Source organism: Moorena sp. SIO1G6 (genome assembly GCF_010672795.1).
Lineage (GTDB): Bacteria > Cyanobacteriota > Cyanobacteriia > Cyanobacteriales > Coleofasciculaceae > Moorena > Moorena producens.
The window spans coordinates 1-12,745 of sequence record NZ_JAAHFZ010000096.1 but is presented as its reverse complement, the minus strand read 5'-3'; the positions used below and the strand labels follow the sequence as shown (position 1 = coordinate 12,745).

General features: G+C 43.5%; 13 protein-coding genes and 1 pseudogene. 3 read left to right on the top strand and 11 right to left on the bottom strand.

Annotated features, from left to right (window positions below; translation table 11 throughout):
• Positions 1–102: 102 nt before the first annotated feature.
• The 5 genes from F6K63_RS35000 to F6K63_RS34980 all read right to left on the bottom strand — a co-directional run bounded on the left by F6K63_RS35000 (position 103) and on the right by F6K63_RS34980 (position 3,381).
• Positions 103–315, bottom strand: coding sequence for a hypothetical protein (locus tag F6K63_RS35000; RefSeq protein WP_287314701.1), 213 nt, complete (start codon positions 313–315; stop codon positions 103–105).
• Between the two features lie 431 nt (positions 316–746).
• Entirely contained in the window at positions 747–1,406 is a 660-nt protein-coding gene (hisG, locus tag F6K63_RS34995; RefSeq protein ID WP_008189306.1) for an ATP phosphoribosyltransferase, read from the bottom strand.
• A gap of 215 nt (positions 1,407–1,621) precedes the next feature.
• Complete coding sequence (folK, locus tag F6K63_RS34990) at positions 1,622–2,083, bottom strand: 2-amino-4-hydroxy-6-hydroxymethyldihydropteridine diphosphokinase (protein WP_008189308.1); 462 nt, start codon at positions 2,081–2,083, stop codon at positions 1,622–1,624.
• Complete coding sequence (locus F6K63_RS34985) at positions 2,080–2,502, bottom strand: FolB domain-containing protein (RefSeq protein ID WP_008189310.1); 423 nt, start codon at positions 2,500–2,502, stop codon at positions 2,080–2,082. Before F6K63_RS34985 ends, folK begins: the two co-directional genes overlap by 4 nt.
• 171 nt (positions 2,503–2,673) lie before the next feature.
• On the bottom strand, positions 2,674–3,381 hold the full coding sequence (locus F6K63_RS34980; RefSeq protein WP_287314699.1) for an SDR family oxidoreductase: 708 nt from the start codon (positions 3,379–3,381) through the stop codon (positions 2,674–2,676).
• Positions 3,382–3,677: 296 nt separating this feature from the next.
• Here F6K63_RS34980 and rppA point away from each other — a divergent pair, with 296 nt between their 5' ends.
• A complete protein-coding gene (rppA, locus tag F6K63_RS34975) occupies positions 3,678–4,352 on the top strand; it encodes a two-component system response regulator RppA (protein WP_287251105.1) in 675 nt (224 codons plus the stop codon).
• A gap of 22 nt (positions 4,353–4,374) precedes the next feature.
• Here the strand turns inward: rppA and F6K63_RS34970 are convergent, their stop codons facing one another.
• The 4 genes from F6K63_RS34970 to F6K63_RS34955 all read right to left on the bottom strand — a co-directional run bounded on the left by F6K63_RS34970 (position 4,375) and on the right by F6K63_RS34955 (position 10,899).
• A complete protein-coding gene (locus F6K63_RS34970) occupies positions 4,375–5,016 on the bottom strand; it encodes a ribonuclease HII (protein ID WP_287314697.1) in 642 nt (213 codons plus the stop codon).
• Entirely contained in the window at positions 5,013–7,001 is a 1,989-nt protein-coding gene (gene rne, locus F6K63_RS34965; protein ID WP_287314696.1) for a ribonuclease E, read from the bottom strand. Before rne ends, F6K63_RS34970 begins: the two co-directional genes overlap by 4 nt.
• A 1,684-nt stretch (positions 7,002–8,685) precedes the next feature.
• The gene (locus F6K63_RS34960) at positions 8,686–9,855 is read right to left on the bottom strand and encodes a cysteine desulfurase family protein (RefSeq protein WP_287314694.1); all 1,170 of its coding nucleotides are present in this window, start codon (positions 9,853–9,855) and stop codon (positions 8,686–8,688) included.
• A 429-nt stretch (positions 9,856–10,284) separates the two neighbouring features.
• Positions 10,285–10,899 carry a hypothetical protein gene (locus tag F6K63_RS34955; RefSeq protein WP_287314692.1) on the bottom strand — a complete coding sequence of 205 codons (615 nt, stop codon included), beginning with the start codon at positions 10,897–10,899 and terminating at the stop codon, positions 10,285–10,287.
• Positions 10,900–11,004: 105 nt separating this feature from the next.
• Between F6K63_RS34955 and F6K63_RS34950 the strand changes: the two genes are divergently transcribed.
• Positions 11,005–11,193, top strand: a complete 189-nt coding sequence (locus F6K63_RS34950) for a hypothetical protein (protein WP_287314691.1) — start codon at positions 11,005–11,007, stop codon at positions 11,191–11,193.
• 5 nt (positions 11,194–11,198) lie between these two features.
• Entirely contained in the window at positions 11,199–12,062 is an 864-nt protein-coding gene (locus tag F6K63_RS34945; RefSeq protein ID WP_287314689.1) for a helix-turn-helix domain-containing protein, read from the top strand.
• A gap of 250 nt (positions 12,063–12,312) precedes the next feature.
• Here the strand turns inward: F6K63_RS34945 and F6K63_RS34940 are convergent, their stop codons facing one another.
• Entirely contained in the window at positions 12,313–12,627 is a 315-nt protein-coding gene (locus F6K63_RS34940; RefSeq protein ID WP_287314702.1) for a protein kinase, read from the bottom strand.
• A gap of 14 nt (positions 12,628–12,641) precedes the next feature.
• Positions 12,642–12,745 (bottom strand): annotated as a pseudogene (locus F6K63_RS38165) (IS5/IS1182 family transposase); the annotation flags it as partial.

Below are 12,745 nucleotides of genomic sequence, written 5' to 3'. Positions count from 1 at the left end.
TTCTAGTTAATAATAGCTCATCTTTATAATTTCAATAAAGCTACATTTTGGGCTATAATTTGATGCATTTTTTTTAGTGTATTAACGACTTAAATTATTAGTTTAGCATACTAGGTACTGAAGAACCTCAATTATTAACTCTTTACCGCACTCATTAATGATTTGCTTGTTAGAAGCTAATGCTTGAATTGCCGAGGTAATAAATTCTGATCCGGTGTTGATATCACCAATAACTGGTTCTTGAGCATTTAACCCTGAAGCAAAAGCCAAAACCATAGCAGTTGCAGCAGCAATTAACGTATTTTTTACCTTCATCTTGAGTCTCGTTTAGTTGAGATGATTATGAGCACACAGTTGAGAACACATCTTGAGTGCCCATGACAATTAGCACTGCTTATGGGGCAGTATCAGGAAAACTGGTTAGCGGCACTTATCCATACAATTCCCGAAAGTGTCTAGTGAGGTAACAGTCTATAGGCAACTATAGGGAGAGGGGAGATGAAGAAGATGAGGCGTACTAATTTTATAAAAAAATGCTATTCTTGATAGATAGATTGACAACTAATATGAATCATATTGAGACTTTATTAGTTAATCACTATGATTATTTTTATGTCATTTATCATATATTATAAGTGTCGCATTACTTTGTAAAGGTTTATGCTAAACAACTCTACAGTACTTACGGAATAACTCTAGTTGTAAGGGTGCGTTAATAAGGCACCCTACTGATTAAAGACTCATAACTAACTCACTAAGGACTCAGCACTGACCTGAGTCAAGTCTCGAATCTGCTCAATCAAATTGTTCATACCATCAGTATTGAGGCGATAACTGATGGGATGGGCAATCAGTCGTGCTGTACTCTCATACAAAATGTCAATTTCAATCAAGCCATTCTCTTTCAAGGTACGACCTGTGGACACCAAGTCCACAATTGCCTCCGACATCCCAGTAATCGGACCAAGTTCAACAGAACCATAGAGTGGGATAATTTCCACTGGCAAATCCAGGTTATTGAAATATTCCCGAGCACAGTGAACAAACTTGGAGGCTACGCGACCATGAGCTGGCAAATCCAAAGGGCTTAGATAAGAGCTAGCTGCACGAACTGCCAATGACATGCGACAATAACCAAAGTGTAAGTCACCTAAAGTAGCCACTGCCGGGGTTTTTTCCCGTAGCACATCGTAACCAACTATCCCCAACTGAGCTTGACCATATTCCACGTAAACCGGTACATCTTGAGCTCGTACCAGTAGAGCTTGAGCAGTTTGACTGGGGTCTTGAATCTGGAGTTGGCGGTTGGCGGAGTCTAGGAAGGTACTAAAGTCTAAGCCAACGGATTGCAGTAGCTTGATGCTGTCTTTTAGGAGTGCGCCTTTGGGTAATGCGATGGTAATCATATGAGGAGCTTCGGGAGCTTTGGCAGGGGGTCAATTAGTTCACTGATCAGATCAACTATACCTGTAGAAGCTCAATTATAGAAGCCCGTGCTCCTCAAATTATCACCAACCCGATCATGTCCTTAGGTGCGCTCTTAGCACTAAGAATTAAATTCGCTTGATTGTCGCACCTGTTGAATACTTATGATTCCGGGGGGTAAGTCATTAGTTATTTGTTAAACGTTTAAATCAGGAATCAGCTCTAGCACAGTTTTTTTAATGAAATCCCGCTGATAAAAGTCAGGATCAACAATCCTTCGATTCCAGACCACAATGTCTAAATCTATACAGCGCGGTCCATTTTTATTGGGTAGGTGCGCTTTCCGTTGGCGAATTAAATTCGCCACGGGTCGCACCTCTTGCTTAACCCGCCCTTGGTCAATTTCGACTTGTTTAAGTTTTTGACGAAAGGTCTCAAAACCGTCTTCTGTATGAATTAAAAAGGCACCATTTAGAAAATCCGGTTGATCAGTAAAGCCTATGGGTTTTGTTAGGTAAAATCGAGATTCATTAACAAAATTATCAATTTTTGATAATTTATCTTTTGCTAGCTTTACATTTTTATTAGGTTCAATGTTAGAGCCAACACTTACTACCACTTCATTCACTACCACTTCATTCACTACCACTTCATTCATCGTTTAGCACTCAATTCTATAGACACAGAATCGGAAAATCGCAAAGCAAAAGGTTTATCAACTTTAACCTTAGCCCATATTATCCGGTGATTTTCCATTACAATATCTAAAATCATCTGGGTTAGCTTTTCTAGTAAATTAAACTCACTTTCTTCCACTGCTTTAATTACACGCTTAGTTAGGGTTTTATAATTTAGGGTATCTTCAACGCGATCGCTTTTTGTAGAATTTCCTGGGGTAAAGCCAGCCTTAATATTAATCACAACATCTTGTTTAGTTTTTCTTTCCCAGTCATTAAAGCCAATTATCGTTCTGAGTCTTAAATTTTTTATCTCCAGCAGCGCTTCAACATAACTGTGTTGTTTTTTGCTCCCGAAATCATTAACTTTTATTGATGTAATATCAGTAAGTTGTGTCATATCTTTGATGTATCTAGTCTTGATTAAGTTTATTGTCAGCTATCAGCCGTAAGCTATCAGCCATCAGCTGATGCGCTACGCCCACGCTACTTGAGGTGCCTTCAGCTAGCAGAATCAGATATCAGTTATCAGATATCAGTTATAATTGAAAAGCTTAGGGCTTACAGTTGATTACAAATGTTGACCACCATCTACAAATAATAACTGTCCGGTAACAAATTGATTAGAGAGCAAATAGCGAACAGCCTGACAAATCTGCGACTCATTGCCCTGGCTATGCATGGGTACTCTTTGTCTAAGTTTTTCGATATACTGTTCACTTGCCCCGGCTGGAAGTAAAATCCACCCAGGGCAAATTCCATTCACTCGAATATTTGGAGCTAATTCCCAAGCTGCCATTTCGGTTAAGTTAGCCAAGGCTTTCTTAGCTAATGTATAAGCAGAATAGGAAAAATCATTCTTGTTGATTCTGGTATCAATAATATTGATAATGTTCCCTTTTTGATAAAGACGAGCAAAATCACGGGTAAAGAAATACGGAGCCTTAAAGTTTACAGCAAAGTGACTGTCAAACAAGTCAAGTTCCGTTTCTTTTAGGGTTGCTGGTTCAAAAATAGAAGCATTATTCACCAACACATCAAGCTCAGGAACATCTGCTTTCACCTTTGGCAAAAGATTGAGCATATCTTGGTCACAGGTTAGATCAGCTTGGTAAAACCGACAATTTCGGTCTAGGGACTGGATCTGTTTCCCTAGGATTTCCGCGTCTTGGCGAGAACTGTTGTAATGAATCGCTAGATCATAGCCGTGTTTCGCTAAGTCTAATGCGATCGCTTTACCAATCCTTTTGGTGCCACCTGTAACCAATGCCCAAGCCATACTGGTTTGTCTTTCTAGCCTTTAAATGATAATTACCTTGTGATTAACTGTATCTTAACTAAGACAGTATATCAAGTAGCTGATCCCATTTATCAATAAATTGGGTGTTTACAAGTTCGTTAATAACCCACGCTACAGATAGAGTACCTGCGTAAGTCGTATAATTTTTACTTAGGTGCGCTCTTACTTGGCGAATTAAATTAGCTCAAGGCGCGCGCCTTCGGGTCGCACCTATTGATAGTGAACCGTCAACCGTCAACTATCAACAAAATCGATTAATTGCTAATCGCTAAACAATGCGTATCCTTTTAGTAGATGATGAAATTGAGCTGACTGACCCCCTGTCTCGGGTATTAACTCGTGAAGGTTACACTGTAGATGTGGCTTATAATGGGGCGTCAGGAAATGAGTTAGCTGCCCTTGGCGCTTATGACTTGTTAATCTTAGACTGGATGCTACCGCACATTTCTGGGTTGGAAATTTGCCAACAAATGCGATCGCATGACGCCACTACCCCAGTTCTTTTTCTAACCGCCAAGGACACTGTAGATGACCGAGTCATGGGATTAGATGCTGGTGCTGACGACTATCTAGTTAAACCATTTGAACTGCGGGAGTTACTCGCTAGAGTCCGGGCTCTGCTTCGGCGTTCTGCTGCGACTGATGCCCATCCCAGCCAGCGGTTACGGGTTGGACAATTAGAATTAGACTTAAACAATCAAATTGCTTATCGCCACGGACACCCAATTGAGCTATCGGAAAAAGAAAGTCAACTGCTAGGGTACTTCATGAGCCATGTTGGTCTATTATTATCTCACAAGCAAATTTATCAACATTTGTGGCCATCCGAGGAAATCCCAAAAAGTAACAATTTAGCTGCTCTAGTTCGTTTGTTGCGTCGCAAAATCGAAATTAAGGGTTCCGCCCCCCTGATCCATACAGTTTATGGTAAGGGTTATCGGTTTGGTTGATTGTTATTTGTTAATAAACAACTTATTTAACTTGTTGACAAGTTATACTACAGGGGCTAAAGGACATGCGATGCAGCCGACATGGTCCGTATTTTTGCAGTGCTAACCGATGCTTTTTGGTACCATAGCCCATGTTTGCTGTCAAATCATACTCTGAATACTTGGCAGCTAGACGAATGATTAAATCATCACGCCACACCTTGGCTACAATACTGGCCGCTGCAATATGAAGCGATCGCTGATCCCCCTTTACTAGATTTCGTTGTGCTATCGGTAAATCTGGCAACACCTGTAACCCATCAATCAGACAAATATCGGGCTTAACTTTTAATTTAAGCACAGCCCGTTTCATAGCTAACAATGACGCCTGTAAGATATTGAGCTGGTCAATTTCTGCACTAGTGGCATAACCAATAGTCCAATCCAGTGCCAATCCCTGAATTTCTTCAGACAGCCTTTGGCGTCGTTTCCGGGACAACTTTTTACTATCTTTAACGCCAGCTAGAGCCAGTTGTGGCAGGACAGATACAGGTAAAATCACTGCTGCTGCCACCACTGGACCAAATAAGGCACCTCGCCCTACTTCATCTACTCCAGCCACTAAGGAGGGAGTACCGGATAAATCCGGTAACTCACACACTTCAGTGGCTTTGTCCGTGTTCATTTATCCAATGCTGAAGAACGGCGACGGCGGCGGCGCACTATGGGGGGACTGTTAATAGTGCCATTGGTAGTACTCAGTTGATCAGATTCAGTTTCTGGAATTGGTGTGGCAGCAGTAGATTGCACCAATTCTGATTCATCTAACTCTAGCTGATCGTCGATGGAGGATTGACTATTAGTTGAATCGGTAGTTGAATCGGTAGTTAAATCAGTAGTTGAATCGGTAGTTGAATCGGTAGTTGTATTGGATAATTCTTCTTCATTATCCTCGATTTTTTCTCCCGGCAGTAACACTGAGATAATTGCTGACCTAGGATCTTTCACCTCTCGGTCTAAATGTAGTATAGGGGAAATGCCCATCAACCCATAAACATCTTGTTCTTCTGGGCTCATTTCAACCCTGACCAATTCTGGTGGTTCCTTCTCTTGAGCAAACTTGACTAGCTGGGGTTTTTCTACTCCTGAGGTGGATACCTCGGCTTCTGTGATGGCATCAAAGTTGGATGAGACAGAGATCACCCTATTTACTCCCCTAGTAATTGGTTCTTCCCTAATCACGGGGTCATCAATACGACGGCGGCGGCGGCGGCGATTATTTACCGCTCCCCGTTCCTGATAACTGGGGTGATTGAGCAAGTCCAACTCCTGATCATTCTCAGGAGATAACTCTACGGGTTCGGGGAACTCTGGAATGCTTCGCTCCGTCGGTGACGGGATCGGTGCTAAGGTCTCTAGTGCTTCTGCTTCCACTTCACCAGGAAGATGTACCAGATGACCTAACCCGCCACAGGTAGCGCAGGTTTTACCAAACAACTCGTAAATATTTTGCCCTTGGCGCTTGCGAGTCAGTTCCACCAAGCCAAGTTCTGAAAGCTGGGCAATCTGGGGTCGGGCTTTGTCCTCTTTTAGGGCTTGATTGAAGTGTTCGAGAACCTGCAACTGATCCCGCCTAGTGTCCATATCAATAAAGTCAACAACGATCACCCCAGCTAGGTTACGTAGGCGCAGCTGGCGGGCAATTTCTGTTGCTGCCTCACAGTTAGTCCACAGAACCGTTTCCCGTGCTGTAGCTGAGCGGGTAAAGGAACCAGAGTTCACATCAATTACAGTTAGGGCTTCGGTAGGTTCAATGATAATGTAGCCACCAGATGGTAAATCTACTCTTGGCTTGAGGGCTTCTCGAATTGCAGCATTGACCCGGAAGTATGCCAAAATTGGCATGCGATCGCGATGATGGTCAATCAAGACCCCTTCTGGTGCTTGACCTCCGCTCCAGCTCAACAAGTGTTGTTTAACCCGTTTGACTGCAGTACTAGAATCGACCACAATCCGATTAACATCAGCAGTGTACATATCCCGGAGGACACGCTGAATAAAATCATCATCCCGATTAAGTAGGGCTGGTGCTCTGGTAGAGGTTGCTTCGAGCTGGACAGCTTCCCATTGTTTTTGCAGGTTTTCCAAATCTTCCATAATGGCTTCTTCGGCTCTGCCTTCAGCTTCGGTGCGCACCAGCACTCCCATGCCCGATGGTTTGATTAGAATTGCTAGAGCTCTGAGGCGATTGCGTTCACTTTCGCTCTTAATCCGCCGAGACAAGTTCACTCCTCGGCCATAAGGCATCAGCACCAAATAGCGACCGGGTAAGCTAATATTACCTGTGAGCCTTGGCCCTTTGTTACCAGTGGGTTCTTTCATCACTTGTACCAACACCTTCTGCTGGGGAGTCAGCAGTTCGGTGATCGCACCAGACCGGCGTTTCAAGCGCAATGGTCCTAAGTCTGTCACATGAATAAAACCATTGCGATCGGGATCACCAATGTTGACAAATGCTGCATCAATACCCGGTAAGACATTTTCTACAACGCCGAGATAAATATCACCGACCTGGTGATTACCGGTGGCAACTACTAGTTCTTGAATTTGATCTTCCCAAAATACAGCAGCAAGTTGATGTTGCTCTGCAATAATAATTTGCTTTGGCATGCAATTTCCTCAAAACTTGGTAGTACGCTTAGTCCTACAGTTAACGATAGGAGTCGTACTCTATTTCTAGGTCTGAAATGTTCGGTGATTTACTGCCATTAAACTGATCGGCCACAGGGACTAATAAATAGACTATGAATAATTAGAGTATTTTGTTGCTCATTGTTTGAGGGACAACTTTAGTCAATGGCTGTAGTCAATGGCTGTAGTTAATGGCTGTAGTTAATGGCTGTAGTCAATGGCCCTGAAACTGTCTCGAAGCCCCTTCTGTTTAGAGGGGGGTGCTGACAGGGGGTTTTGTGGTTTGGTGAATGGGATTGTAGCGGCTCTGTTGATTGTACCACTTGGAGGCGCGACATTGGTTCTATACTTTAAGACTCGCTTTCCACTAGGATCTTCTGTCCCAAAGTCGAAAATTTTTGAGGTGCGACCCGAAGGCGCGACCCAAGGCCGCGAGCAATCCCTCGCGGCCTTGGAGGCGCGGACAAACAGCGAATTTAATTCGCCAAGGTCAAGGGCACCTAATTAACTTGAGTTTTTCCACAACTGCTTCATACAGATAAATTTAACCCGGTAATTCTCGGCAGATGCCGGAAGCCGTGTATAGCACGTCAATTGTTAATTGACGAGGAGGTATCTCTTTTGGCTTTCAGGAAAAAATCCCAAAAGCGCTTTTGCTTACAGCCAATGCATTTACTACAGAATAACTTAACTATTGTTTGATACTTCAATGGCTCTCAGCTCGATTATTGCTTCTGGAGTCTTTATCAGCAGACTCCCAAATCTCAAGCTTCTGTGGCTGTTACGGCAATTATACCAGGTAAATCCGACGACTTTCCGGAAACTTCCGGAGAATCATTGATTAGGACTTACAAGTCAGTTGACCCCTTATCGGCATTGTTCGGGATTTACCACAAACTACCGAATTGGCACCAATCTATCCAAAAGTTCTGATTTTTTATTAGCTTGAGTATTTCCTGACTAGAGGTCAAGATATTCTTCAGGGTTTCTGTCTATATCTCCTGAATCTCCCTGTTTCAGCAGCTTTACTGCTTAGATTTAGGGTTTACAGGCACACATGTTTGCATTGTTGGGGATGTGTTATGTCCTGATCCCCTGTTGATTCGCCTACTCAAGGGTTTCCCGCTTGTCTTTCTGACTGGGGTTTCGACGATTCCCGCCCTACCATTGAGAGATTGACGACGAATTGGTTTGTCCTGTCGTGGTTAACACTAGAACCAAAGTTAATAGGCTTCGACCCTGCCGGACTGCTAACGGTGAATTTTCACACAGCCTTAGCTAGCTTCAATCATCATAGCATATCAATTCTTTTGATAACTCAAGGGAAACTCACATTGAACGCACCGGAACTAATTCAAAGATTGATAGTTGGGGATTCTTTCGCTAATAGAAAATATCTATTAAAGTTCTTGCAGGAATTGGTTGTGCCTAAGGAGCGAAATCTCCTTTCTCTTGGTGCCCGTTCCCGTGGGCGTTGGAACCTCACCGGGATAGCACCACTGCCGTACCGATCTGATCGTAGCCTAGAAGCTTAGGCTTCAGGTGCGACTCGTGGCGAATTTAATTCGCCAAGTAAGAGCGCACCTATCCAATTTCAAAGCTGGTTTCGGTTACCCCACCCAAATTATAAAATATGGCTAGGGACTGCGCTCAACAATTTTGTTCAATTAATTTTGACTGTTTGAGATTGCCGCAGAGACTGAATAGTTGTGATCGTATGCTCAGCCACCAAGCCAATTTCCGCCATGGTATTAAAGCGTCCCATTCCAAACCGGATGGAGGCATAAGCCAGATTTTCCGGATGTCCTAGGGCTAATAGTACGTGGGAAGGAGCTACAGTTGCCGAGGAACAAGCTGAGCCAGAAGAAACGGCTGCCACAGGCTGTAATCCTAGCATCAGGGCTGCGCCATCTACTCCCTCCACACTAATGTTAAGGTTTCCGGACAATCGCTGGGTAGGATGACCATTGATCTGGATACCTTCTAGTCTAGAGAGAGATTTCCACAGACTCTCCCGCAGTTCCATCAACCGTTGAGATTCTGAGGGTTGTTCTTCTAACCCCAGTTCTATAGCCTTAGCGAACCCCACAATCTGAGGGGTATAAAGTGTACCAGAACGCATCCCTCGTTCATGCCCACCGCCATGGAGCTGGGGTGCAAGCCTTACTCTGGGGTTACGACGCCGGAAATAGAGAGCCCCAATGCCCTTTGGTCCATAAATTTTATGGGCTGTCAAGGACATTAAATCAATCTTCATCGACTGCACATCCAAGGGGATTTTGCCAATAGCCTGGGCAGCATCTGTATGGAAGAGTACATTGTGCTGGCGACAAATATCCCCAATCTCGGCCAAAGGCTGCAACACTCCAATTTCATTATTGGCTGCCATGACTGAGACTAAAATGGTATCAGGACGGAAAGCCTGCTCTAGCTGGCCTAAATCCACTAGTCCATCAGCTTTTACCGGTAGAAATGTCACCTCAAACCCTAGGGTTTCTAAATAATGACAGGGGTCAAGAACAGCATTGTGTTCAGTTTGCACGGTAATCAGGTGACGTCCTTTACTTAAATAAGCCTCAGCCACCCCTTTAATGGCTAGATTGTTAGCCTCTGTGGCACCACTCGTAAAAATGATCTCGACCGGTGTGGCATGAATAGCATCTGCCAGAATCTGACGCCCTTGTTTCACCGCCGCTTCAGCTTCCCAGCCATAGGTATGGCTGATACTGGATGGATTGCCAAAATGTTCAGTGAAGTAGGGTAACATTGCCTCAAGCACCCGTTGATCCATAGGTGTTGTGGCATGGCAGTCTAGGTAAATTGGGCGATGCATGGTTTTTCGTTGATTAAAAATTGCAGCTGGATATTCCGCCTACACTCGTAGAGTTAGGAGGGGAGGAATGCTGCATTAAACTAATGGTTTCCCTGATTTCCATAGGACTGCTAAGGGATACATTATTATCAACTTCCTCCCCATCACCTGATCACCCCATGATCACGTGCGACCCGTGGCGAATTAAATTAGCAAACGGAAAGCGCACCTAAGAGGTTTGACAACTCAAATCAGATTCCTAGATCTCGAGTCAACAGTTTTTGAGACTGTTTTCTTGGATGACCAATGGCTACAGGTGAAAATCCCATAAATCACATTATCCAATGGCTGCTTGTGGATGGTTCCTTGTCCATTTTCCATTTTTTGGCAGCTTTCGCTGCTCATTCTCCTCACAACGCACTCCACCCTTTAAGAATTTAGTGCAGTTCATCAAAACGGCAATTTTGACTGAATACGCTTTAACTCGAGACATGTTGAACAGATTGATTTAATTTTCCCTGGTGTCAAGGCAGAATTAACTACACGAGTTTTGAGACCACATTTAGGACAGATGGGTTGGTGATTAATGATCACCCACATGCCCCACTTGAACTGAATTACCTTTTCAAGCTCAAGCTGTTTCAGTCCTTGGGCAAGTCGCTCTTCTGAATACCGGCACTTCCTGTTCAATTCATCTTGAGTCAGTTTCCCATAGTCAGATGTACAGAGTAGATGAACGATTTTACCACAAGTTTCTTGTAAGTTACTTACTTGTTCTTGGGGAGCTACAGGCTTCTCCGGTTTGGTGTAGCGGGGAGGGCACAGTGGGTAGCTCGAGAAATTCACTCGATTGTGTGTAGTGACTTTCTGTGTAGTGACTTTCTGCTTCCAACGGACTAACGTTGAAGAACCAGCGTGGCCACTTGTAATGGGAATGTAGCACTGATCTGACTTAAGTTTGAGTTGCTGATTTTCCTGAGCAAGGGTATTGCTTTGGTTAGCCGTTACCCTTTTCTCCCAGTTCTGATGCTTTAACATATGGTGTAGATGTTCAACCCTTTTCACAACCATCCTAGTTTTGTTAAAAATATTGAACAACCGTGATTATACGTAAGATACTCTTTTGCCCACCGGGGAGTTACCACTGAGTTTTCACGGAGAAGATTAGGGATGGTCCATTCATGTTTGGGCAGCATGGTGGTATGGACGCCCTTCGCTTGTGGCTATGCGATCGCATGGTTGCCAGCTGGGGTCAATTTCGATCAGGGTGCTCCCTACCAAAGCCGAGAATGGCCACGCCCGAGCCTACACTTACCGGATCGGGAAGTGTTAAATTATCTCACCAGAACACATTGGTAAAAAAATTGGACACAAGTAAAAACAGTTCCTTAAAACACAGCAAAATTCACCAAAGGCTAAGTCAATTGATTAAGGTACTGGCTCAAAAATTGGGTAGTGTCCGGGAACTTGCTAGGCAAGTCAATGTCACTAACAATACCTTGACAAACTGGATGAATTTTGATAACACTCCTAGCTTAGAGAAGCTAGAGAGGCTGGCTAAAGGTATTGGTTGGACAACGGAAGAGTTGATCAGCTTCTTGGTCAGTGAGGAAAACCCGATCGAAGCCATTGAACGGAACCAGAAATATAGTTCGTCTACTTTGACACCACCTATTTCCATGGAGCAAATTTTGGCAGAGCTTCAGTGGCGACCAGTAGAGCAATTAGTTGAGATTAATTTAGCGATCGCTAAACGGTTGCAAAGGGAATTCAGTGGCTCGACGGATACCACCGGCCTAGAGGAGGTGTTAAATCAGTCTCCTAAATTTGAGGAACTCAAGGGAGTTAAATTTATTTCGCTGAGCTTAAAGGCGAGGCGACGATTAAAGAATTGGGTAACAATCTGCCAAAGTTATGTAGGCTTGAGTCCAGAGGAATTCATCCAAGTTGCTGTCGAGAAGCACAAAATTGACCCAGGGACGTTTGGGCTATTTTATAAGAGCATCATGGAACTCTCTAGTACTCCGTTTCCCCAGAGTTACTATGAGTGGCTTTTCCCGTTAATTTGTCCAGTGAGTGGTTGGATTGGGTCAGCACAAGAAACTCCTATTCTAGATTTTTCGAGAACTTACACAGAAACTTATACAGAACCTTGGAGTCATTTTATTGAGAATTTAGAAGACAGTAGTAATGGAGTGACTACCAAGTCTAGTTCAGTCCTGTGTTAAGCAGGTTTTGTTAACGGTTGACGATTGACGGTTGACGGTTGACTGTCAAGGCTGAAGATAAGCAAACTGTCTACAAATAAACCATTGCGTTAATGCTGCACTTTAAATCAAAAGTTTAGATTGAAATAGCAATCCGTCTAGGAATTGTGATAATTTTTGTTCCGGTGATCCGCTGTTCCCTTTGCTAAAGTTTAGATCAAATCACAGACTACCCGAAAACCAAAGGAGATATATTTGACACTCCCCGTCCTTAAAGGACGGGGAGTGTCAACAGTTGGGATAGCCATTCCAAGGCTAAGGTTTCGTCAATAGGGTGCTTGTTGTGTTGGTGCTGATACTCCTCTAAATCTAGTCCTTCAATGTATTCGAGCACCATGCAGTTTAAGCTGATCTCGTGGTTTCTGGGGGAGAAGATAAAGGTTCCTTCTGATTTGGTAATTCCTGGATGATTCAGCTGACTCAACACCCATGCTTCTTGCTCAAACAGCTCAATTGCCCGAGATTGATAGTCAGTCAAGACTTTGAGAACTTTGAGAGTGTTGTGATTACTTTTTTGAGAGCTGATTTGTAAACAAAAAATTAAGACGCTAATCTTCTTGTCATTAAACGAATTAATGAACCATATATCATCCCTGTACTCATTTGTGTATATAACTCATAGTCTTTACTCAAGCGTCTAAATC